Source organism: Limibacter armeniacum (assembly GCF_036880985.1).
Classification (GTDB): Bacteria; Bacteroidota; Bacteroidia; order Cytophagales; family Flammeovirgaceae; genus Limibacter; species Limibacter armeniacum.
The window spans coordinates 2,974,308-2,998,015 of the sequence record NZ_JBAJNO010000009.1; the positions used below are offsets into that span (position 1 = coordinate 2,974,308).

General features: G+C 40.2%; 16 protein-coding genes and 1 pseudogene. 11 read left to right on the top strand and 6 right to left on the bottom strand.

Annotated elements, in window-relative coordinates; all coding sequences use genetic code 11:
• Window positions 1-30 precede the first annotated feature (30 nt).
• From V6R21_RS30070 to V6R21_RS30090, 5 genes are all read left to right on the top strand, one after another.
• Entirely contained in the window at window positions 31-1,575 is a 1,545-nt protein-coding gene (locus V6R21_RS30070; protein ID WP_334247194.1) for a sodium:proton antiporter, read from the top strand.
• A gap of 189 nt (window positions 1,576-1,764) precedes the next feature.
• A complete protein-coding gene (gldB, locus tag V6R21_RS30075) occupies window positions 1,765-2,790 on the top strand; it encodes a gliding motility lipoprotein GldB (RefSeq protein ID WP_334247195.1) in 1,026 nt (341 codons plus the stop codon).
• A 66-nt stretch (window positions 2,791-2,856) separates the two neighbouring features.
• Window positions 2,857-4,356: a cysteine--tRNA ligase gene (cysS, locus tag V6R21_RS30080; RefSeq protein ID WP_334247196.1), complete on the top strand. Its 1,500-nt coding sequence runs from the start codon at window positions 2,857-2,859 to the stop codon at window positions 4,354-4,356.
• 153 nt (window positions 4,357-4,509) lie between these two features.
• Window positions 4,510-5,529, top strand: coding sequence for a M28 family peptidase (locus V6R21_RS30085; protein WP_334247197.1), 1,020 nt, complete (start codon window positions 4,510-4,512; stop codon window positions 5,527-5,529).
• 240 nt (window positions 5,530-5,769) lie between these two features.
• Window positions 5,770-6,618, top strand: coding sequence for an endonuclease/exonuclease/phosphatase family protein (locus V6R21_RS30090; RefSeq protein ID WP_334247198.1), 849 nt, complete (start codon window positions 5,770-5,772; stop codon window positions 6,616-6,618).
• On the opposite strand, the gene V6R21_RS30095 is transcribed toward V6R21_RS30090, so the two are convergent.
• Window positions 6,615-7,520: a Ppx/GppA phosphatase family protein gene (locus V6R21_RS30095; RefSeq protein WP_334247199.1), complete on the bottom strand. Its 906-nt coding sequence runs from the start codon at window positions 7,518-7,520 to the stop codon at window positions 6,615-6,617. The two genes, V6R21_RS30090 and V6R21_RS30095, sit on opposite strands and share 4 nt — an antisense overlap.
• Before the next feature lie 126 nt (window positions 7,521-7,646).
• On the opposite strand from V6R21_RS30095, the gene V6R21_RS30100 reads away from it, so the two are divergent.
• From V6R21_RS30100 to V6R21_RS30115, 4 genes are all read left to right on the top strand, one after another.
• Entirely contained in the window at window positions 7,647-8,894 is a 1,248-nt protein-coding gene (locus tag V6R21_RS30100; RefSeq protein ID WP_334247200.1) for a M16 family metallopeptidase, read from the top strand.
• Window positions 8,895-8,948: 54 nt separating this feature from the next.
• Entirely contained in the window at window positions 8,949-10,031 is a 1,083-nt protein-coding gene (porQ, locus tag V6R21_RS30105; protein WP_334247201.1) for a type IX secretion system protein PorQ, read from the top strand.
• A gap of 105 nt (window positions 10,032-10,136) precedes the next feature.
• Window positions 10,137-11,504 (top strand): ATP-dependent protease ATPase subunit HslU, encoded by a 1,368-nt coding sequence (gene hslU, locus V6R21_RS30110; RefSeq protein ID WP_334247202.1) that lies wholly within the window; start codon window positions 10,137-10,139, stop codon window positions 11,502-11,504.
• 146 nt (window positions 11,505-11,650) lie between these two features.
• Entirely contained in the window at window positions 11,651-12,364 is a 714-nt protein-coding gene (locus V6R21_RS30115) for a head GIN domain-containing protein (protein WP_334247203.1), read from the top strand.
• A 19-nt stretch (window positions 12,365-12,383) separates the two neighbouring features.
• On the opposite strand, the gene V6R21_RS30120 is transcribed toward V6R21_RS30115, so the two are convergent.
• Entirely contained in the window at window positions 12,384-16,421 is a 4,038-nt protein-coding gene (locus V6R21_RS30120; RefSeq protein ID WP_334247204.1) for an AAA domain-containing protein, read from the bottom strand.
• 226 nt (window positions 16,422-16,647) lie between these two features.
• On the opposite strand from V6R21_RS30120, the gene V6R21_RS30125 reads away from it, so the two are divergent.
• Complete coding sequence (locus V6R21_RS30125; RefSeq protein WP_334247205.1) at window positions 16,648-17,673, top strand: FAD:protein FMN transferase; 1,026 nt, start codon at window positions 16,648-16,650, stop codon at window positions 17,671-17,673.
• Window positions 17,674-17,733: 60 nt separating this feature from the next.
• Here V6R21_RS30125 and V6R21_RS30130 read toward each other — a convergent pair whose 3' ends face one another.
• From V6R21_RS30130 to V6R21_RS30145, 4 genes and pseudogenes are all read right to left on the bottom strand, one after another.
• Window positions 17,734-18,834, bottom strand: coding sequence for a DNA alkylation repair protein (locus tag V6R21_RS30130; protein WP_334247206.1), 1,101 nt, complete (start codon window positions 18,832-18,834; stop codon window positions 17,734-17,736).
• 85 nt (window positions 18,835-18,919) lie between these two features.
• Window positions 18,920-19,549, bottom strand: a complete 630-nt coding sequence (locus V6R21_RS30135; RefSeq protein ID WP_334247207.1) for an Ezrin/radixin/moesin family protein — start codon at window positions 19,547-19,549, stop codon at window positions 18,920-18,922.
• Window positions 19,550-19,830: 281 nt separating this feature from the next.
• Window positions 19,831-21,233, bottom strand: a pseudogene (gene fumC / locus V6R21_RS30140) (class II fumarate hydratase).
• Window positions 21,234-21,368: 135 nt separating this feature from the next.
• A complete protein-coding gene (locus V6R21_RS30145; RefSeq protein ID WP_334247208.1) occupies window positions 21,369-22,973 on the bottom strand; it encodes a fumarate hydratase in 1,605 nt (534 codons plus the stop codon).
• Window positions 22,974-23,190: 217 nt separating this feature from the next.
• Between V6R21_RS30145 and dtd the strand changes: the two genes are divergently transcribed.
• The gene (gene dtd / locus V6R21_RS30150) at window positions 23,191-23,643 is read left to right on the top strand and encodes a D-aminoacyl-tRNA deacylase (RefSeq protein ID WP_334247209.1); all 453 of its coding nucleotides are present in this window, start codon (window positions 23,191-23,193) and stop codon (window positions 23,641-23,643) included.
• Window positions 23,644-23,708 lie beyond the last annotated feature (65 nt).

Sequence of the window (23,708 nt, forward strand, 5' to 3'; positions counted from 1 at the left end):
GTACTGTTAGCAGAAACGAATTAACCAAATATGAAACAAAAGATTATCTATTTGTTCCTGTCGCTTAGTGCCCTATTGCTTTTTTCGCAAGAAGGGTTCGCTGCGGTGACGGAAACTATGGGGGTGACAGCTATTGAAGGAACAACTGAGGGTGGACATGGGCATGTGCCGGTGTGGGCTGTTATTCCATTTGCGACTTTATTGATCATGATTGCGACAGGTCCACTTTTCTACGAGAAGTTTTGGCACCATAATTACCCTAAAGTGGCAGTCATCCTAGCAGCAGTAGTAGTTCTTTACTATATCTTCGGTCTTCACAATACACATGGACCGATTCATGCCTTCTTTGAATATTTCCAGTTTATAGCACTTCTCTCATCACTTTATATAGCGTCAGGCGGTATTATGATCAATATCGACAAGAAAAGTACGCCTATGCTGAATGTGGTAATCTTGGTGATTGGGGCTGTTATAGCTAATATCATTGGTACAACAGGTGCTTCTATGCTTCTGATTCGCCCATTTATGCGTGTGAACCGTGAGCGTATCCATGCCTACCATATTGTGTTCTTTATCTTTATGGTAAGTAACTTGGGAGGAGCCTTGACGCCAATTGGTGACCCGCCATTGTTCTTGGGTTTCTTGAAAGGTGTGCCATTTGAATGGACCATCGTTCATGGTTTACCAATGTGGTTCTTTGCCATTGCAGTACTGGCGATTATATTTTATTTCTTTGACAAGAAAAGCCTTAATAAGAAGAATCCTTTCTTTGCGTCTGATACAGTAAAGCCAATTTCGGGCAAAATAGAAATCACAGGTAGCAAAAACTTTATTTGGCTGGTAGTAGTCATTATAGCGGTATTCATAGATCCGTCTAAACTGAGTTTTGTTCCAGGTATCATTGAACATCATGGCCATTTCTCTATTGGCTTTTTGAGTACAATGCCGGAAGATGCTACGATTTTCTCATTTGTTCGTGAACTGATCATGTTCGCAGTAGCATACCTGTCTTATAAATTGGCAGATCAGAAAGCGATTAAAGGCAATGATTTCAACTTTGAGCCAATCCGTGAGGTAGCTTACATCTTTATCGGGATCTTTGGTACAATGATGCCAGCATTGGAATTGGTGGCAGGCTTTGCTGCATCTCCAGAAGGAGCAAAGCTAATTAGCCATAATACCTTGTATTGGGGGACAGGTGTACTTTCAGGTATTCTGGATAATGCACCAACTTATTTGAATTTCTTGACGGCGGCATTAGCATCCAAGGGTGCTGATATTAATAATGTCAGTGATGTGGTTGCCTTTACAAAAGGAGGCTTTGCTGACTCCATCTTGGAGCTGCAAGCCATTTCAATAGCGGCTGTATTCTTTGGCGCTATGACTTACATTGGCAATGGACCTAACTTTATGGTAAAGTCAATTGCAGAGCAAACAGGAATTGAAATGCCATCGTTCTTTGGTTATATCCTAAGATACTCACTGCCAATTTTGCTGATTGTGTTGGTGATGGTGTGGTTCCTATTCTTCTTTAATGAGTCTGTGACATTAGGCTGGAATGCATTATTTGCATAAAAAAAATAGATTGCATTGGTTGGTTTTTTGAATAAAAACAGACCATATCTATATCTTTGAAAGATGCCATCAAGCTCTGTATAAAAGTACTGAGTGCAGATGGCATCTTTTTTATCAATAATGGTATAATTTTGTAGCCACATTACGGAACATAAATTTTTCAACCTAATTAATAACAAGAGAGCTACTATGCGAAAACTTTATTTTTTGTACTTGTTGCTGGGAGTGATGCTCGCAGGAACTTCCTGTGATACAGGACAAGAAAGTGACCATGAGGTACCTGACATATCAGATATCAAAGTGGATGTGAAAGTGCGCAGACTGGAGAAAGAGTTTTTTGCACTTAAGAGCAGAGAAGAAGTAACTAAGTTCCTGATGGCTAATCCTGCAATTGAACAACGCTATATCAGAAACTATACACCCTTTGATCCTGCAAAATTACCTGATCTATTGTTGGGAAGCATTGAGTATACAGCCAATGATACATTGAATCAGGATGTGGAAAAGATTTTTGCAGATTTCACCCCATATGAAAAGCAATTTGAGGAAGCTTTCCGTTATGTGAAGTATTACTTTCCTGAGTTTAAAGTGCCAGAGATATACACTATGGTGTCAGGTTTTGGACATTTCGGTTATGGTGGAGATGTTGTAGACTGTGGTGATTTTATCGTGATAGGTCTTGATTATTTTGCAGGAATGGAAGCCACTTACAGACCACCTGAAACACCTGCTTATCAAATGTCACGTTATGAGCCTGAATATATCGTACCAACTGTCATGATGTTGCTTTCAGGGAGGTTCAACCATGTTGATATGCAGGACAAAACAATGCTAGGTGAAATGATTGCCTATGGCAAGTCCTATGAGTTTGTCAACAGAACTTTGCCTTATATTGCGGATAGCCTTGTATGGGGGTGGACAGGAGAACAAACTGCTGGAGCTTTCCATAATGAAGGGAAGATTTGGAAACATTTTGTGGAAAATGACCTTTTCTATACAAAAGATCGCTTTATCAAGAACAAGTATATAGGTGAACGACCTGCTGTCAATGAAATTGACTCCCAGTGTCCAGGAAGAATCGGACGTTGGCTTGGTTGGCGAGTGGTACAGCAGTATATGCAGAAGTACCCAAACTTGACTTTGAAAGAAGTGATGGCGACAGAAGATGCCAAGAAGATATTTCAGGGGTCTCGCTATAGGCCTCCAGTGGACTAGAAACACATATTGAAGAGACAAAAGACCAACTTTTGCCTTGATACTTATAAAAACTAAATTTGCCGTATGCGACAGGAACAGAAACTCAGAATATATAACTCCCTAACGAGGGATAAGGAAGTGTTTGAGCCGATCAAGGCTCCTTTTGTGGGTATGTATGTCTGTGGTCCGACAGTGTACGGTGATGCGCACTTAGGGCACTCAAGACCTGCGGTTACCTTTGACGTGGTATTTCGTTATTTGGAGCACCTTGGATACAAGGTTCGTTACGTTCGTAATATTACGGATGTAGGACACCTTGTAAATGATGCAGACGAAGGCGAAGACAAAATTGCTAAAAAGGCCAGACTTGAGCAGGTGGAGCCGATGGAAGTGGTTCAGTACTATACTGACCGCTACCATAATGACATGAAAAAACTGAATGTAAGACCTCCAAGCATTGAGCCGAGGGCGACTGGTCATATAGTGGAACAAATCGAGATGATTAAGAAGATCCTAGATGAAGGGTTGGCGTATGAGTCTAATGGTTCGGTTTACTTTGATGTTGTTAAGTACAATGAGACTAAACCTTACGGAATCCTGTCAGGTCGTAAGATCGAGGAAATGATGGAAGGTACTCGTTCATTGGATGGGCAGTCAGACAAGAAAAATGCAGTAGACTTTGCACTTTGGAAAAAGGCAGAGCCACAACATATTATGCGTTGGCCGTCTCCTTGGTCCGATGGGTTTCCAGGCTGGCACTTGGAGTGTTCTGCCATGAGTGCAAAATATTTGGGCGAGCAGTTTGATATTCATGGAGGCGGTATGGACCTTAAGTTCCCACACCATGAGGCTGAGATTGCTCAATCAGAAGCTTGTAACCATGCAGCACCAGCTCGCTATTGGATGCATAACAATATGATTACCATCAACGGGCAGAAGATGGGTAAGTCACTTGGTAACTTCATTACTTTAGGAGAGCTTTTCTCAGGTGACCACGAACTGTTGGAAGAGGTGTACAGTCCGATGACAATCCGATTCTTTATCCTTCAGGCGCAATATAGAGGTACTTTGGATTTCTCTAATGAAGCACTTCAGGCTGCAAGAAAAGGATATCGTAAGATGATCAACGGATTGCGTATTGCTAAGCAGTTGGAATATGTGGAAGATGCTTCTGTCGAGGTCAATGAAAAGCAGGCCAAGCAAATTGACAGCATCATCCAATCTGTTTATAGAGGAATGAATGATGACTTCAATACAGCAATTGCTATTGCGGGCTTATTTAACCTGTTGAAGAAAATCAACTCTGTATATACAGGTGCTTTGGCACCGGCTACAATAGGGAAGGAACTGTTTGAGAAAATGACTTCACTTTACATCACATTTGTAGAAGATGTATTGGGACTGTTGGAAGAAAAACCGGATGGTTTTGAAGCAACCTTGTCTTATATCATTGATGAGTACCGTGAAGCCAAAGAGGTACGTAACTACGAAAAAGTAGATACCATCCGTGAAAGGCTGAAGGGTATTGGTGTGGTGCTAAAAGATATGAAAGACCGCATTGAATGGGCTTACGATGAAATGTAAGTCTAGAGGTTTTATATTTTTTTAAAAAAGTTCTGTCCTTAGGGGCAGAACTTTTTTGCATATTAGGGGCAAATTGTCATTGAGGGAAGGTAAGTAGCCTTTTGTCATGGCTTACAATAATCATTTCAAAATCATTTTTTACGCTCTTATACAATGCTATTTACTTTAAAGAAAGCAGCAGTAATTGGTAGTGCATTGCTAATGACACTAACCACTGCTTGCAGTGAAAATAAATCCAACGATACCAAGAATGAGGAAGTAGTACTGACCAAAGCGCCTGTGTTTAATGCGGATTCGGCATATAAATTTGTTGAAGAACAGGTAGCATTTGGACCAAGGGTTCCTAACAGTATAGCACACCGTGCTTGTGGAGATTATCTGATTGATAAGTTGGAGTCTTATGGCGCAGAGGTGACGGTACAGGAGTTTCAGGCTACAGCTTATAACGGTGCAGTTTTGCAGTCTCGTAATATTGTAGGGGCAATCAACCCTCAAGCAAAAAAACGCATTCTGTTAGCAGCACACTGGGATACTCGTCATGTTGCGGATCAGGACGATGAAAATAAGCGTGAACCAATTGACGGTGCTAATGATGGAGGAAGTGGCGTAGGTGTACTGTTGGAAGTAGCACGTGCTATGCAGGCAGATTCCATTAAGACTGATATTGGGGTAGACATTATGTTTTTTGACGCTGAAGACTATGGAAGACCAGAGTTTGAAGAAGGAAACAATAACCCTAATGAGACGACTTACTGCTTAGGTTCACAGTACTGGTCAAAAAATAAGCACAAATTGGGATACCATGCATACTTTGGGGTACTCTTGGATATGGTGGGTGCCAAAGGCGCAACTTTCCCTCGTGAAGGTTTTTCAATGGAAGTGGCTCCAAAGGTAGTCGATAAAATTTGGAGAACGGCACATGCTTTAGGTCATGGGAATCATTTCCTTTATGAGAAAGCTGCTGAAATTACAGATGACCATGTCTTTGTAAACCTCAATGCTCACATTCCAATGATTGACATTATAGACTTGGATATAACAGGAGAGAGAACTTTCTTCAAGCATTGGCATACACATGAAGACAATATGCAAACGATTGACTCTGAAACGCTGAAAGCTGTGGGGCAAACACTTTTGCAGGTGGTATATAATGAAGGTAAGCCTAACAACTAAATATAAGGGAAACCTGATAGGCAAACTGATAAAGGCCACTTCCGCGGAAGTGGCTTTTCTTTTTGTAGTGAGATTAGTCTATAAAAAAGAAGTGAAATTTTTTGCAACTACTTGATGGGGTAAACAGTTAATAAACTGCAGGATTTTTTGTCCCATTAATTCTTGTGCTCCTCAAGAGCACATTCTTTCAACCAATTTTATGTATTTTATTACATCACTTTTAAACTAACTTGACACTGTATGAGATATACATTTGCCACCATTTTTTTGATTTTTTTATTCGGCTGTACCAATACGGTGCAGGAGCGGAATTTAAGGGAGGTCAATACATTGACCTTTAATATTCGATACCATGATACCATTCCTGGTCTGAACCATTGGGAAAGCAGACGAGAGGAAGTTGCTGAGATTCTGAAGCAATCTAAAGCAGATTTTATTGGTTTGCAGGAAGCTGAACCAACACAGATAGCCTATCTGGATATGCAGCTGCATATGAGTTATGACTGTGTTTTTAGAACACGAGAAGCAAAGCCTACCGAAGGCGAAGCGACACCAATCTTTTATGATAAGCGTAAATGGAAGCTAATTAACAGTGGAACCAGATGGCTGTCAGATACGCCTGATTCAGCAGGCTCCAAAACCTATGGTAACTTTTATCCTAGAATTTACACTTGGGGAGCATTTCAGATGATCGGTTCAACCAAGATGGTATATGTTTACAATACACATTTTGATCATCAGTCAAAGAAAGCAAGAGATCAGAGCGCAAGGCAGATTGTAAGGGCCATTATGGAAAAAGGTCATAGACCTGTAATCTTGATGGGAGACTTTAATGCGGAGAGTGGCGATGAGTCTATCAATTATTTGACTCATAATGGTTATATAAGCTTTATGGACGCTTATGGAAAAGACAGCACAAGTGTTACTTATCATGGTTGGGAGCCAAAAGATGAGTTTCCCGGAAAGCGCATTGATTACATTATGATGAGTACAGGCTCTGAGGTGATTGATAAAAAAGTAATTACAGCTGAACAGGGTAACCATCCTCCTTCAGATCATTACCCTGTTTGGGTGAAGATGAGAATCTAACCTTTTACAGCCATAATTCCCTCTTTAAGAGAGCCTGTAGAGATTTTAATAGTTTCGACGGTAGTGCTGCTCAATACATATTGGAGTGCACATGACGCCGGTACAATCATATCCACCCGTTTGTCAATCAGTCCCGGAATAAGCAATCTTTGTTCCCGTGGTTGATTGATGAATAATCGGTGGATTTTTTCATATTCAGGGAGACTAATTTGATAGTATCCTTTAGGAGTATGAGAAAACTGTAACTCGTTAATCATCTTAAGGGAGTCAAAAGTGCCCGCTGAGCCAACCAATACTTTTGGTTGGTATAAGGAAACAGCTTCAGCAAGTGGTTGTAGTACCTCGGAAAGATAATCATTAAGCTTACTGATGCTCTTTTCTGAAATGGGGTCTTCAGTGACAAAGAGGTCATACAGTCGTTGAGCGCCAATTTCAAAGCTTCTTTTCCAGCAGATTGCCTGATCATTGCAAAGCAGAAATTCAATGCTTCCACCTCCAATATCCATGATCAGGACATTCTCATCGCCAATTTCGATGTCGGTTTTGACTCCCTCATAAATGAGTGAAGCTTCTTCTTCTCCTGAGATGATTTGTGGGGTAATACCTGTAGCATTTGTTATTCTAGAAACAACTTCATCCTTGTTGGCAGCACTTCTAAGCGCACTTGTAGCAATGGCATAAGTTTTCTGAGCATTAAACTCTTCGATTTTATCTCTAAAATGAGACAATGCATCAATAGCTCTTTGGATCGCATCCTCTGTGATTTGACCATGACTGATGCCTCCCTTGCCAAGCCTGACAAAGATATCTTCTTGGTATAAAGGGGAGATCTTACCGTTAGTTACCTTCCCGATCAACAGCTGAAAAGTATTGGTACCGAGGTCAATCGCTGCTTTTATCATGCTTTTGCTGTTCTTATGCTTATTTTTATCTTAAAACTTATTCTATATTTAAGGATTACCCAAAATGGGGAATGCCAAAATCAATGGTGAAAGATGCAATTCACCTTACAAAACTGTGCAAAACTAATGATCCAATTTGAAAGTTTTACCTTGGACAACGGACTAAAAGTGGTTGTTCATGAAGACCATACATTTCCTTCTGCAGTTCTGAATATTATGTATAATGTCGGGTCACGTGATGAGGAGGAGCATAAAACGGGCTTTGCCCACCTTTTTGAGCACTTGATGTTTGGAGGATCTGTCAATGTGCCATCTTATGATGAGCCATTACAGCGTGTAGGAGGCTCCAATAATGCTTATACTTCCCCTGATGTTACCAACTATTATGTGACATTACCTGCCCAAAACATTGAAACCGCTTTTTGGCTAGAGTCTGACAGAATGTTGAGCCTATCTTTTGATCCAAATGTATTGGAGGTACAAAGAAAGGTCGTAATTGAGGAGTTCAAGCAGCGTTATCTGAATCAGCCTTATGGTGTCGCTTGGCATAAGTTAAGAGAGATGTCCTATAAGGAACATTCATATAAGTGGCCTACAATAGGAAAAGAAGTAAGTCATATTGAAGATGCGACTATGGAAGATGTAAAGGACTTCTTTTTTACGCATTATCGTCCAAACAACGCAGTTTTGGTTGTGGCTGGTAACGTAACTTTGGATCAGGTCAAGGAACTTACTGAAAAGTGGTTTGGGCCTATCCCTGCTGGAAAAGTGCCTGAGAGAGATATCCCAAAGGAATCACCACAGACAGAGGCAAGGTTTACTGAAGTGACAGAAAATGTACCGGTAGATGCACTGTATAAAGTGTGGCACATGGGAGCACGTGGTGAAGGCGATTACTATGCAACGGACTTATTGAGTGATGTAATGGGTAGAGGAAAATCATCACCATTGTATCAGAAACTGGTAAGAGAAAAGCGTCTTTTTAGTTCACTGAATGCTTATATCACAGGATCTTTGGATCCAGGCTTGTTTTGCATTGCGGGTAGACTACAGCAGGGAGTAACTTTGGATGAGGCAAACCTCGCTATTGAGGAACTGATTGAAGAGGTAAAGGTAAAAAGAGTCACAGAAAGTGAATTGGAAAAGGTGAAAAACCAAGTGGAGTTTGGTATTGCTGCAGGAAAAAGTGAGTTGTTACCACGCGCTGTAGCATTAGCTTATGGAGCCATCATGGGAAACCCCAACCTTGTTAATGAAGAAGAAGTATTGGTCCGAAAAGTAACGGCCGAGGATGTGAACAAGGCAATGGATAAATACTTGGTAAAGGAGAATTGCTCTACATTGTATTATAAGTCAGAAGCAAATAATAACTGATCACATTAATCAACTTATACAAATACGATTTCATACCTGAAAATGCTGAACGGTATGAAAAGAGACTTAACTGATATGTTGGGAATGCGCTTTGGTGTACTTACAATACTGATCTGTTTGTTAGGTAACCTTAAGGGTTATGCTCAGATAGGAGGTGTAGGTACCTTCGATTTTTTGAACTTACCATCAACGAGCCGCCAGTTGGCATTGGGAGGTGTGAATGTGACCTCTGCAGGGGTGGATATGGATATGTTTTGGGCAAACCCCGCCTTACAAAATGAAGACATGGATAGGCAGGTGGCGCTCAACTATTACAGTTACTATGCTGACATCGGTCAGACATCCCTTTCATATGGACAGCAAGCAGGGAAATCGGGCTTTTGGCGAGCAGGTATGCAGTATATTGGTTATGGAAGTATGGATGCTTATGATGAAACAGGAGCTTCTTTGGGAACCTTTCAAGTGAAGGATTTTGCTTTTATAGTATCCAATGCACATAAAGTAGGACCATTCTCGTTGGGGACGAACTTAAAGTTTGCTTATTCCGGCATTGGAGACTACCAGTCAACAGGACTATTTATGGATATGGGAGGTGCTTTTATTCACCCCGATAAAGATTTGGTTATTGGGATGGTGTTTAAGAATATAGGATTCCCTTTTAGTGAGTTTTCTTCTACACAACAATTCCGGATGCCTTTTGACTCACAAATTGGTATTTCGTTTAAACCTGAGCAGATGCCTGTGCGCCTTTCTGTCACTTATCACCACTTGCACGAGTTTGATATTGCTTATGATGACCCATCTCAGGACGGTCAGATCGACGCATTTGGTAATGAAATTAATGAAGATGTGAGTTTTGCTGACAAATTGTCACGCCATTTTGTACTTGGAGGAGAGTTTGTATTGGGTAAGGTCGTGAACCTCCGTTTTGGATACAATTTTCTGCGGAGAAGGGAGATGGTATTGGAGGGTCAAGGAGGACTTGCCGGAGCTTCGATGGGAGCAATGCTGAATGTCAGGAAATTCAGATTTTCCTATACAAGAGCATGGCACCACGTAGCAGGAGGTGTGAATAGTTTTTCTTTGATTGCTGATACTCGTTCCCTGTTTACTAGAAAAAAGAAAGTGATTGATTAAATTATAGGGAGGCAATGTCTTTTGAGGTTTTAATAGAGCCTGATAAAAAGCACAACTGCACTAAAACAGAAGAGGTCCCCAAACACAATCAAAATATTTAAGCCAATGCTAGAAAACGCGAATTATCTGACCCCAAGAGAAATTGTAAAAGAACTTGATAAATATATAGTTGGTCAGGACGATGCCAAGAAAAATGTAGCCATCGCTTTGAGAAACCGTTGGAGAAGGATGAATGTAAAGTCGGAAATGAAAAAGGAAATCATGCCGAATAACATCCTGATGATCGGTTCTACTGGTGTTGGTAAAACAGAGATCGCAAGAAGGTTGGCCAAAATTGCCAATGCCCCTTTTGTAAAAGTAGAGGCATCCAAGTTTACAGAAGTCGGTTATGTTGGCCGTGATGTGGAAAGCATGATCCGTGACTTGGTTGAGCAGGCTGTTGGCATGGTAAAAGAGCAAAAGCAGAAGCAGGTAGAGGAACGTGCTGAGCAGATTGTGGAAGACATCATTTTAGATGCCTTGATTCCACCATTGAAAGGTGCTAATACCGTAAAAGAAGGCGAGTTTCTATCCCCAGACCATGAGTTGAATGAGAAAACGCGTGAACGTTTCCGTGAAAAACTGAGAAATGGTGAGTTAGAAGACCGTAAGATAGATATTACAGTAGAGAACAATAATTCAGGTATTGGCGTAATAGGTGGTGCCATGGATGAGGTCTCTATGATGAATATTCAAGAGATGATCAGTGGAATGCTTCCAAAGAAAACCAAGAAGCGTAAGGTGAGCATCGGTGAGGCACGTAAAATCTTGTTGGAAGAGGAAAGTGCCAAGTTGATTGACATGGATGAAGTGAAGGAAGAAGCTTTGTTCAAGGCAGAAAATACGGGTATTGTCTTTATTGATGAGATTGATAAAGTAGCAGGTTCAAGTGCCAAGCAAGGTCCTGATGTGAGCCGTGAAGGAGTGCAACGTGACTTACTTCCAATTGTAGAAGGAAGTGCTGTCAATACTAAATATGGTATCGTTCATACAGATCATATTCTGTTTGTTGCAGCAGGTGCATTTCATATTTCTAAGCCATCAGATCTTATTCCTGAGCTTCAAGGTCGTTTCCCGATTAGAGTAGAGCTAAGTAGCCTGACGAAAGAAGATTTTAATAGAATTCTGAAAGCACCTAAAAATGCATTGACTAAACAATACGAAGAGCTGCTTAAGTCAGAAGATGTGGAATTGACATTCAATGATGATGCTTTGGAGGAATTGGCTTCTATTGCTTTCCAAATCAATACGGAAATCGAAAACATTGGGGCCAGACGTCTGCATACTGTGATGAGTCACTTGCTGAATGAGCTGTTGTTTGATGTGCCAGATGTGATTGGACCAAATGCACATATCATTGTAACTAAAGAAATGGTCCATGAAAGACTGTCAGGATTGGTGAAAAATAGAGATTTGAGCCATTATATCCTGTAATTTAGAAGACATTCAGACATAATTATAAATAGCCGAAGTTTACCGCTTCGGCTTTTTTTATGATTTTCTATTTGGGAATAAGGGGGAATTGGTTTGGGGGATTCTTAGTTATAGTATAACTATTTATTAACGTCAATAACCTCTTTATGAAACGAGTATCATTTCTAGTGTCAGTATTATTTGCCCTATTTCTAATTTCCTGTGATAACAGTGGTATTGTTGGTGAGGGAGAAATAAAAATACGCTCAGTGGAACTTCCGGACAAAATAGAAGGTATTAAGTTCTATAATTCGGCTGATGTGTATTTGGTACAATCAGCTGTACAGGATGTCATTTTGGAAGGGCAGGATAACATTTTAGATAACTTGAAGCTGAATGTCAAAGACAATGTCTTGGAAGTTGATGAGGAACGAAATGTCAGGCAGCATGACGTACTTAGAATTTATATAAGTATGGAAACTCTCAAGCAAATCTCTTTGTTTGGCTCAGGAACAATAAGAACGGAAAATACCTTTGAAGGTCTGGAGCGTATAGTAATACGACTTTCTGGCTCGGGGAATATTGAGGCGGAAATGGAATCAGAAAAAACAGAAGTGCGGTTAAGTGGTTCGGGGAAGGTAGCCTTGGAAGGAAGAACTACTGAGGCAACATTAGAACTTTCTGGTTCAGGTAATATAGATGCTGAAAGTTACCTTTGTGAAAAGGTACAGGCTGATATCAGTGGGTCTGGAAATATCAAAGTAGCTGTAGAAAGGTACTTGGATGTTGATATTACAGGAAGTGGAAGTGTTTATTATAGAGGAACTCCTGAAACAGTGAGTACCCATATTGAAGGCTCAGGAAACGTGAAGAAGTTTTGAGCATAAAAAAAGGAGAAGTCTAGACTTCTCCTTTTTCTGTTCTGGTTTCAACTTCAGGTACTGAAGGACTTCCTGCTTTTTGACGATTATCATTTTCATTATTCAGGCAGACACTTTTTTCAAATGCTTTTACCATACCAATAAGCTTTTCGGGGTCTTTCCAGAATTCCCTACTGTAGAACCTTTGTGCTTGCCATCCTTTTTGAGTCAATACAAAATGTAGGTAGGCGTGCGATTCCTTAACCGAAATGCTTTGGAAGTAAAGGTCGTCGTCAGTCAGTACCAAACCTTCATGTTTATCAGTTTTGATAGAAAGGTCAGCAAAAGGTAAATCCCGTTGTAATGAACCTAAGTATCCATCCGCTTTCTCAATTTTATCTCTTAGGTAAAGTCCAAAAGGTGTTTGACTTACGGCAGCAATGGTTGGTTTGTATTCTCCTGCTGATACATCAAATGCGTATTCCAAATAACGTTTCAGTAACCTTGGACCATCATTTTTAGCTTCATCAACTTTGAGTTGTTGTGGCATTAGGCTACTGACAACATATACTTTTTTCCTTGCACGGGTAATCGCTACATTCAACCTGTTTTCTCCACCAATAGCATTCAGTGAACCAAAATTAGCCCTTAGTCTTCCTGCTGTATCTGGAGCATAGGTGATAGAAAAAATAATGATATCTCTTTCATCACCCTGCACGTTTTCAATATTCTTTACAAATAGGTTGTCAGGGATACGGACTTGTTGTGCTTCAAGTAACTCTTGTATAAGCTCTTGTTGCTTATAGTTGAAGGTGATTATACCAATATTTCGTAATCCTTCCTGTAATAGCTTAATGGTAATTCTTACTACTTCCTCTGCTTCAGGTAGATTAGTGCTGTTTTGCCATGTGCCATTACTGACATGTACAAACGAGATCCCTTTATCTCCTTGTACAAACTTGTCATATTCTGGAAGGAAGTAAAGCCTGTTTTTATAGAAATACTGATTAGAGAAATCAATCAGGTCCAAAGACTGACTTCTATAATGACCTTTAAGCATAGTTTGTGGTAAAAACCGTTCACCCAAATCCAATAAAGAAACCATCTCAAGGGCAGGGTTGTACTCATCATCATCTTCCGTTTCTTCCCATCGGTTCTGATATAAGTCGTAAGGAGAAAGCTGTTTGGCATCGCCCAAAATGGCTACTTGCTTGCCACGGTACATGGCAGGAATACCTTTTTCAGCGAAACACTGAGAGGCTTCATCAAATATGACCAAATCAAATACCTTTTCAAGTGGGAAAAGGGTGGATACGGATTCCGGAGAGGCAATCCAGCAAGGCAACAAGTCCAATAGCTCATTGACATGGTGCTTGATCAGTTTTCGCATTGGCCAGACAAGGCGCTTCTTACTTACCTGATGCTTAAGGTCTCGGTAAGTGACCATGTTCCCAAGTCTGTTATACTCAATAAACTTGTAGGTACGTTCTCTGGCGTGCAGTAGTACAATTTCCTTACACATTTCAGCCTTGGCTGTCAGTGCTTTTTGAAGCTGCTTTTCCAGTTTTTCTATTTCTCCACTTGATACCATGGTCAGAACAGGGTAACGGTTTTCCTGACTTTCCAGCCATGCTAGGTGGATACTATTGTGGAACAGTTTTTCAGATTCTTCTGGAGTTGCCTTTGGATTGTACTCCAGTACTTTTTCAATCATGCCACTTTCATGAGCATACAGTGCGTCTTTCATATTATCAAAAGCACACAATGCTTCAAAGTCATCGTGCAGTGTTTGTTTCAGGTGATCTGCATTGATGTCTTTTCTGAGTAGTTTATTTAGCATTCTCGGATCAAGGTAGTTGATCCACCTTGTCCTGTTATTCTTGATAACCTGCCCTTTCTCAATGATAAACAGTAATATCTTATGCAGTTGAGGAAATGTGATATGCGTGATATCGATAAACTGTAGTCCAATGTGAAGCTTTTCGAAAATATCTTTAGCTGCTAACGCATTCAGGTGACGCTCAATCCAAGCTTCAATGCTGCCTTTTTCAAAGTCTTTAGGGAGGGGCAGTACCCAAGGAAGGTTTCCAAGTTCTGAAGCATAGTGCTCATAGTTCATTCTGTTGTCCAATCTGGCAACCAATATATCGTAAACGTGTTCCTGTCCTTCCATCAGGCCGTTTTTGAGTAATAACTCCTGAAGGTCTTCTCGATGCTCTGCAAACATCTTCCAACGACTGCGTTTGAACCAATTAAGTTGTACTTCCGCAGCCTCTGTAGCTTGCTGGTGCCAATAAGGGAGTTCATGTCTGTCAACAGACTTTTCTAATCCATATTCACCAAAAGTGTTTAATAGCTTGTTCCCGTACTGTTTTAACCTGCTTTCTGAGGTAGGGTAATCCAAGCTTTGCTGGAAAGCTTTAAATGTTGCATCGTCTTGGAGTAAGTCAATAAAACGGAGGATCTCCCGCTCTTTATCAAGTAGTCTTTCACATTCATTAAACCCAACTTCAAGGTTAAGAACATCTTTAATTCCTTGAAGCATTTCATCACGGAACTTCGGCACCTCATCTAGTACCTCTTTCAGTATTTTCAATTCACCTATACCATATCCGGCAAATGATTTTCGTTCAGACCAAATATAGGAGCTGCGATCAAATCGGTAATAGGCAACATAGTCTTTGAGTGTATTGACAAACTGGTCATATTCGTCAAAATGGAATTGCTTGAAATACTCAACGAGGCTTACCGATGGAGCTTGGGCTGAACATGACAGGTAAAGCTCTTTGGCAGACTTACCACACTCTTCAAAAGAGAAAAGCCCGTTGCGGAATTGCTCAAGTTGCTCTGTCAGCATTTCAATCTCCCTGCACTTTTGTGTAAAGGAGCGTTCCATGAATATGGCATCCAAACTGTTGTTTTTTAGCTGGTGTTGCTCAATCGCCTCAACCTGATTCAGGATTTTGTCATAGACTTTTGCTCTGTCATGTTTATGGTCATGTACCAAGGCTGAAAACTTAGCCAACCCTTTTTCTTCAAGCCTATCGAAAACTACATTGAGGGCAGCTTTCTTTTGGCTAACGACCAAAACATTCTTGCCTCTACTAATGTAGTCGGCAACCAGGTTACAAATCAGTTGGGACTTTCCACTACCTGGAGGGCCTTGTACTACAATTGACTGTCCATTCTTTAGTCTTTTGACAACATCTTCCTGAGAGGCATCTATCGGATATGGTGTGAATAGCTTTTCTTCTGCTTGTGTTTGAGGCTCTAAGTCAATTCCCACCAAGTCTTCAAACTCTTGCAGGTGCTCTTTTTCCAATAATTGATCATAGTCAGGAATCAAGTATGAGTCTGCCTGAGGGAAAATGCCAAGAACAGCTTGGGGGAAAAGCTTGAGTTGGCCTGTCCCTAACTTCTCTTCAAACTCAGCTTTTTTGTAATCCCAAAACGGAACCAGTTTACTTTCGAAATTTTCTTGATTGAAGTGAATTTCAAGTGCCGATTCTTCAACTTCCTTGTAAAGTTCTGTCAGAAATGGAATTAAATCGGATGGATATTGTGAGAAGTCAGTATCGATAAAGTTCTCGTCAAGCGGAATGTTATTGAAATAGGAATAGGCAAGCAGAAAAGTTTTGTTGAAAGTGATCGCTACGTCTTGTCTGCGCTGTAGCAACCATTTGTTGCCTTGACTTTCTAATGTCACAGGGATAAAGAGCAGCGGACAGCGTATGGGCATATCATTGAAGAGTTTACCTTCAAGCATCGGATAACCTATAAAAAGGTCCTTGCTGCCACTTTCTTCATAGATGAATTTTTCTGTACGATGAATGTCCTTGAGCTGATGACTTACTTGGTTGGCGTGCTGGTCCCGGCTATCTGCTACAGCACAGACAGGTACAGACTTGGTAGTACGCAACACTTGTGCGATTAACTCATAAGAAGACGTGTTTTCCAAGAAGTCAAGTTCGAGCAGGTCAATGTGCTGTTTCTTGAGCAACTTGAGTAAGAGCAGTGATCGGTTTTTGCTGCTAAGGTTTGTTAGCCTTTTCTGGAATGTTCTAAGTGTCTTCTGCACGGCAAAAAATAGGATTAGTAGTCTCAGTCAATGGCAGGGCATAGCATGGCCCAATCTTTAATAATTTTAGTGAAATTTTTTCAATATAACTATCAGATAGCAGCATTCTGTCTTGAACGAAAGAAAAGCTGTTATCTTTACGTCCGTAAAGCGGAAGGCTTTGGGTATACTGCTTTACAAATCATGTGAATAGCTTCTAACAAACAGATTTAATACACAAAATCAGATGGACAATAGAACTAAGAATATTGTATACTCAGTAGTGCTTTTTGCCCTAATGGGGGCTGTTTGGTTATACAGACAGAATAGTGAGCCTGAAAAAACGACCCACTTTCTGATCGAAGGACAAACGATGGGAACAATTTATCATATCAAGTATATTGATCTCGAAGGAAGAATGTTGAAGGACGAAGTTGATAGCTTGCTTGTTGTATTTAACCAGTCACTGTCAACTTATATCAAGGACTCTGAGATCTCTCGATTCAATGATAATGATAGCTTAGTTTATGAATCGCAGTTCTTTTATCCAATTCTCAAGTCCAGTTATGAGATATACGAAAATACAAATGGAGCATTCGAACCAACTGTTTTGCCTTTAGTAAAAGCTTGGGGGTTTGGTCCAGGAAAACGTCAGGAACTGAATGAGGAAAAGGTGGACTCTCTGATGAGTTATATAGGAATGGATAAAGTTCAATTTGACGACCACCAGGTCAAAAAGACTGAAAAAGGAGTGCAGTTAGACTTCAGTGCTTTGGCAAAGGGGTATGGTGTTGATGTCGTGGCTCAACTACTGGACAAAAAGGGTATTAAGGATTATATGGTTGAGATTGGAGGAGAAGTCGTTTGCCGTGGAGTGAATGAAAAAGGTGATGTATGGGCAATAGGAATAGATAACCCTAAATATCAGGAAGAAGGAGGTAAGGCAGCTTCAGCTATCGTAAAACTGAAAGACAAAGCTTTGGCCACTTCTGGAAATTACCGCAACTTCTATATTAAGGATGGTAAGAAGTATGCACATACACTTGATCCAAGAACAGGGTATCCTGTACAGCACTCACTATTGAGTGCATCTGTTTTTGCTCCTGATTGTATGACAGCAGATGCTTATGCTACTGCTTTTATGGTATTGGGTAAGGATAGTGCCATGCAGATACTTTCTAGTCATAGTGAGTTGGAAGGTTTGTTGATTTACGATGAAGATGGAGAGTTGAAAGTATTTTCAACAGATGGTGTCGATGCTGTGAAGTTGTAATGACATTATGAAGTATAAATGGAAAAGGGATTCTCATATGACAGAGAATCCCTTTTTGTTTTACATCAGTTCAAAGTCTGTTGTAGCTTTTTCTATACCATTAATGATAATTGACAGTCGGTGTAAACCCTTGTAGTGCTTGCGGGTTGTCATATTGGCAAAGGATTGTTTGCGACTGTACTTTAATGTCTGTTTTGCACCAATAGTTATTTCAGAAAGTTTAAAAACCTTTCGGTTATGTTTTCCATTGGCTTTCAAATAGTCAATGGCGTATTCGATCCGTAATAGCATCACGTTTGAAGCATTGTTTTGGATTGTAAAAGCGAATATCCCATCATTTCCAATTGTAATTGGAGATGAGATGTTTGTAAGTTCAACAGAGATATCATCAGGAGAGACTAGCCCAAATAGAGGTAAGATGTCTTTATGACCTTGCTTGAGTAGTGTACGGCTTGCATGTTTGAGTATCCAGTCTGTATGTTGGTGCTGATGTTGCCATTTCTTAACTGTTTTTACCAGCAACTCAGGGTGGTCTTTTGAGATATCATTGAGATTGTTGGCGACACTTTTTCTAACAAAGAGGGTATCGTCTGCTTTAAGCTTTTCCAAAATAGGCATAATTGGAGAAGGGTCATTTTTGAAAGCAGGTAAAGCCATCGCCCAAGGGAGTCTGGGACGACAACCTTCGCTGGCAAAACGTCTCAACAGGTAGTTAGGACTCTCAGCCCATTGATACATTTTTGTCATAACAGTATTTTCATCTTGAAGAATGAAAGGACGTATTGCGAATTCAGGGCTACATATATTGACTATTTCCTCAAATGCTTCTAAAGAGAGTTCAGTGTGTTCCAATCCATAAGCCTCGATATAGTCTGGTAAAAACATATATGCCAATCCCATACCACCGATATCAAGCTTTTTCAACTCTTGGGTTAATGCAAGGATAGAGTTTACTGCTTTAGGAAATGGCTTTGGTAAAAAAAGATGAAGTGTATGACTAATATGTCTCATACGACTTTTCAGTTCGAGTGTATCCCATGTTTCATCGTATATTTTTTCTGTAAATTCAGATTTATTGAAGTCAGGGATAATGCTTTCGAGTTGTTCAGAAAGTAGCCTAATGAAACTTTCGGAGTAAATGTTTTTGAGAGGTTCAGCCATGTTGGTTTAATTAAAAAGATCAAGCAAAAAATAAACCCCTAAGCTTGTCGCAAAGGGGTTCACAATATCTGAATAAGATCAGAAATTATCTTCTTGATCTTTCTTTTTTGCTTTGAGCAGGAGCATTTTGCTGCTGGCTTTCAAGAGCGTCTTTGATGTCTTTTCTTACATTGTTTTCGTAAGCAACAATCCAAGCGTCTTTGATGCCCATTGCTCTCATATATTTCTTGAAGTGATCCGCTTCGTTGTAATCACGGAAATGAGCAATTGTATATTTTTTAAGACCGTCTTCGTCCTCTTCCCAGAAAGCACCTTTCTCTTGGTAATCTTTCAGACGCTCATTTTTGAAAGCGCCAACTTGAACTTTGTAGACCACTCCTTTAGTCCAATCATCACCTTTTGGCTGAGAGCTAGCTTCACTTAGCTTTTGCTCCAGTTCTGAGATTTTGTCATTCTTAGATTGAATCTCATCTTTAAGTGATCCTGTTTGTTTTTCCAGTTTTGAAATTTCTGATTTCAAACCTGATGCCTGTCCTCTAAGTACATTTACTTCTTGTGTCAGGTCACGGAATTCAAGTGGATCCATTTGTTTCAGTTTCTTTTTCCACTCCTTTCTTTCTTTTTTCTCCGCTTTTTTATCCTGCGCTTGAGCAGTAAATGTTGTTGCGGCAATCGTACCCACAACCATTACAACAGCAAGAATAAGTTTTCTCATAACAGTATTTGTCATTTTATTTCTTTAGGTATTTATAGATTAAAAAATATAGTAGTCTGCTTTTAATAGTAATACGAATTGATCGAACTCATGATTCGTTGACTAAAATCAACATAGTACAAAACATGGTCCATATGTAATAAAACAGAGTAATCGCTGCTAATATTATAAATGAACTTGGAAGTTTTGGAAGTAAAAAAAAGAAAATTTCTTGGTTATGCCCAATGTAAATCAATGAAAAAGCCTTTTCCTTCATATTTTGGAAAAGGCTTTTGTCTAAATTAACCTTTCTTACCTACCATTTTGGTTGGATCAACCCATTCATCAAACTCTTTTTCAGATAGGAAACCAGACTTGATAGCTTCTTCTTTCAACGTCGTTCCATTCTGGTGTGCATGTTTTGCAATCTTTGCAGCTTTCTCGTAACCTATATGAGTATTAAGCGCTGTAACCAACATCAATGAGTTGTTAAGGTTTTGGTCAATCCGTTCCTGATTGGCTTCCAATCCAACTGCAAGGTGTTCATCAAATGATATACAAGCATCCCCAATCAATTGCGCAGACTGAAGGAAATTTGCAGCCATCACGGGTTTAAATACGTTTAGTTGGAATTGCCCGTGTGTACCACTTACTGAGATTGTAACATCATTTCCTATTACCTGTGCAGCGACCATGGTAAGCGCTTCAGCTTGAGTAGGGTTTACTTTCCCTGCATGATGGATGAGCCGGGTTCATTTGCTGGGATTGTATATTCTCCAATACCACAACGAGGACCTGAAGCATTCAGCCTGATGTTGTTTGCGATATGCATAAGTGAAACGGCAATTTGCTTTAGAGCACCATGTGTTTCTACAATAGCATCATGTGCAGAGAGCGCTTCAAACTTGTTCGCTGCTGATTTGAATGGAAGTTTCGTGAAAGTGGCAATCTTTTCAGCTACAAGTACATCGTATCCATCTGGTGTATTAATACCTGTTCCAACTGCTGTACCGCCTAAAGCAAGCTCAGATAAATGAGAAAGGGTATTTTCCAGAGCGGTTAGTCCGTGATCAAGTTGTGCCGCATAGCCTGAGAGTTCCTGACCTACAGTTAGTGGAGTGGCATCCATCAGGTGAGTTCTACCGATTTTCACGATGTCTATAAAGGTGTCAGCTTTTTTCTTTAAGGTCTGCTGAAGTTGTCTGACACTTGGAATCGTTGTTTCTACGATCATTTTATAGCAAGCTATGTGCATGCCTGTAGGGAAAGTGTCATTGGATGACTGTGATTTGTTGACATCGTCATTTGGGTGAATTGGCTTTTCACCTTCTCCTAGTTTGCCTCCATTCAAGACATGGGCTCTGTTAGCAATAACCTCGTTTACGTTCATATTTGACTGTGTCCCTGAACCTGTTTGCCAAATGACTAAAGGAAACTGATCGTCGAGCTTGCCATCCAATATCTCGTCGCAAACTTTAGAAATAAGCTCTTTTTTATTTTCATCTAATACCCCCAACTCATAGTTGGTATGTGCTGCGGCTTTTTTGAGGTAGGCAAATCCTTTGACGATTTCAAGAGGCATTTGCTCTTTGGTAAGATTGCCAATTTTGAAATTGTTACGGGAGCGTTCAGTTTGAGCGCCCCAATATTTGTCTGCAGGAACCTGTACAGGTCCCATGGTGTCTTTTTCTGTGCGGAATTCCATGAGAAGTTTAATTTTTCGTGTTGTATATGTAAGAGAACAAATAGGGTAGGAGTAAATGTTTGCAGTAACTTGAAAAAGAAAAAGGCTACCCAAATGAGTAGCCTTTCAGTTTTATATATTTAGGGTGCTATTTAATTATAGCTCCGCAAAGAAGTCATTTCCTTTGTCATCACAGATAATGAAGGCAGGGAAGTTTTCTACTTCAATCTTACGAATTGCTTCCATACCTAGATCTTCAAAGTCTACTACTTCAACAGACTTGATGTTTTCTTTAGCAAGGATCGCAGCAGGTCCTCCGATAGAGCCAAGGTAAAAACCACCATGCTTTTCACAAGCTTGACGAACAGCAGCGGAACGGTTACCTTTTGCAAGCATGATCATTGACCCCTTTTTAGCTTGGAATGGCTCTACATATGGGTCCATTCTTCCTGCTGTTGTTGGTCCGAAACTTCCAGAAGGCATTCCTTCAGGTGTTTTAGCAGGACCTGCATAATATATAGGGTGGTTTTTGAAATATTCTGGCATAGGTTCACCCTTATCCAGCATTTCCTTGATACGTGCATGTGCAATATCACGAGCAACGATCAGTGTCCCTTTGAGGTTCAGGCGAGTTTTGATCGGATAATTAGACAGTTCTTTCAGTACTTCATCCATTGGTCTGTTCAAGTCAACTTCAACAGGCTTCTCAAGGTGAGGAGCTTGCTCAGGAAGAAAACGTCTTGGATCCATTTCTAACTGTTCTACGAAAAGTCCTTCTTCAGTGATTTTCGCCTTAATATTACGGTCAGCAGAACAGCTTACACCAATCCCGACCGGGCATGATGCAGCGTGACGAGGCAAACGAATTACCTTTACATCATGTGTAAAGTACTTACCACCAAACTGTGCTCCGATATGGCTCTTTTGACAGATCTCTTGTACTTTCTCTTCCCATTCAATGTCACGGAAAGCCTGTCCACCCATGTTTCCTTCTGTTGGCAGGTTATCAAAATATCCAGCCGAAGCTTTCTTAACTGTAGCAAGGTTGGCTTCAGCTGAAGTACCACCGATTACTACAGCCAAGTGATATGGAGGACATGCAGCTGTACCCAGGTCTTTGATCTTTTCCTGAATAAATTCAGCTAAGCTCTCTTCATTTAGAAGGGCTTTTGTTTTTTGGTACAAGAAAGTCTTGTTGGCAGAACCTCCACCTTTAGCCAAGAACAGGAATTCATACTTACTGCCGCTTTCTGCATAGATATCAATTTGTGCAGGAAGGTTGGTACCAGTATTTTTTTCCTCAAACATGGTTAAAGGAACCACTTGAGAATAGCGAAGGTTGCGGTTCTGGTAGGTATTGAAAATGCCTTTTGAAAGGTATTCAGCATCGTTAGCCTTTGTCCATACATTTTCGCCTTTTTTAGCCATAACGATGGCTGTACCTGTATCTTGGCAGCTAGGAAGTTGTCCTTCTGCAGCAGTTACAGCATTTTGAAGCAGTGTATAAGCTACAAAACGGTCGTTATCTGTCGCTTCAGGATCATCTAGAATTTTAGCAAGCTTTTGTAGGTGAGACGGACGTAAGTAAAATGAAACATCAGCCATTGCTTGCTCAGCCAGTACTTCCAAAGCCTTTGGATCTACCTTAAGGACTTTTTCGCCATCCACTTCAATTGTTGATACGTAGTCCTTTGAAACCAATCGGTATTCAGTCTTGTCCTCTCCCAATGGGAAAGGCTTCTGGTAAGAAAAATCAGCCATGATTACTTTATGTTATTTTATATCAGTCGTGAATTAAAGGTATTCGCTGTGTGCAATTTCATATAAAAAGCTGAACAAATTTAAGGATTAGCGTAAAAAACGAAAGGTGAGATATATCATAAGCCATAAAAGGAGACATTTTTCGGAAACTTTATGATTCTATTATTTTTGTCTCTGACTAGAAGGCATATTCAGAACTTAATAAAACAAGTATTATATGATTGCAGTAATTCAGCGAGTTAGTGAAGCAAATGTTACGATTGAGAATCAAGTCAAGGGAGAGATAGCACAAGGCTTAATGGTTTTGTTAGGAATAGGACATGATGATAGTCAGGAAGATATTGATTGGCTCGTAAAGAAAGTCGTGAATATGCGCATATTCAGTGATAAGGATGATAAAATGAATCTTTCATTGATGGATGTAAATGGAGGGCTGTTGTTAATTAGTCAGTTTACACTGCACGCTAGTACAAAGAAAGGTAATAGGCCGTCTTTTATTGAGGCTGCTAAGCCTGATATAGCAATTCCTCTATATGAAAAAACCATTCAGGCTTTTGAAAAGAGTATGGGTAAACCTATTCAGACAGGTGAGTTTGGTGCAGATATGAAAGTAGGACTTGTAAATGATGGTCCTGTTACAATAGTGGTTGATACGAAGAACAAGCAATAAAAGCATTTGGCTGAAGTGAGTCACAGTTACGACTTCAGCCAAATTTTTAGTTTGTAAGAGTTGGA

Bases quoted from the DNA above. Each gene is read 5' to 3' on its own strand.
- V6R21_RS30115 (WP_334247203.1), top strand. From the start codon at position 11,651: ATGAAACGAGTATCATTTCTAGTGTCAGTATTATTTGCCCTATTTCTA.
- V6R21_RS30095 (WP_334247199.1), bottom strand. From the start codon at position 7,520: ATGATAAAAGCAGCGATTGACCTCGGTACCAATACTTTTCAGCTGTTG.
- porQ (WP_334247201.1), top strand. From the start codon at position 8,949: ATGAAAAGAGACTTAACTGATATGTTGGGAATGCGCTTTGGTGTACTT.
- V6R21_RS30130 (WP_334247206.1), bottom strand. From the start codon at position 18,834: ATGGCTGAACCTCTCAAAAACATTTACTCCGAAAGTTTCATTAGGCTA.
- V6R21_RS30090 (WP_334247198.1), top strand. From the start codon at position 5,770: ATGAGATATACATTTGCCACCATTTTTTTGATTTTTTTATTCGGCTGT.
- V6R21_RS30100 (WP_334247200.1), top strand. From the start codon at position 7,647: ATGATCCAATTTGAAAGTTTTACCTTGGACAACGGACTAAAAGTGGTT.
- cysS (WP_334247196.1), top strand. From the start codon at position 2,857: ATGCGACAGGAACAGAAACTCAGAATATATAACTCCCTAACGAGGGAT.
- hslU (WP_334247202.1), top strand. From the start codon at position 10,137: ATGCTAGAAAACGCGAATTATCTGACCCCAAGAGAAATTGTAAAAGAA.
- gldB (WP_334247195.1), top strand. From the start codon at position 1,765: ATGCGAAAACTTTATTTTTTGTACTTGTTGCTGGGAGTGATGCTCGCA.
- V6R21_RS30125 (WP_334247205.1), top strand. From the start codon at position 16,648: ATGGACAATAGAACTAAGAATATTGTATACTCAGTAGTGCTTTTTGCC.
- V6R21_RS30145 (WP_334247208.1), bottom strand. From the start codon at position 22,973: ATGGCTGATTTTTCTTACCAGAAGCCTTTCCCATTGGGAGAGGACAAG.
- V6R21_RS30085 (WP_334247197.1), top strand. From the start codon at position 4,510: ATGCTATTTACTTTAAAGAAAGCAGCAGTAATTGGTAGTGCATTGCTA.
- V6R21_RS30135 (WP_334247207.1), bottom strand. From the start codon at position 19,549: ATGAGAAAACTTATTCTTGCTGTTGTAATGGTTGTGGGTACGATTGCC.
- V6R21_RS30070 (WP_334247194.1), top strand. From the start codon at position 31: ATGAAACAAAAGATTATCTATTTGTTCCTGTCGCTTAGTGCCCTATTG.
- dtd (WP_334247209.1), top strand. From the start codon at position 23,191: ATGATTGCAGTAATTCAGCGAGTTAGTGAAGCAAATGTTACGATTGAG.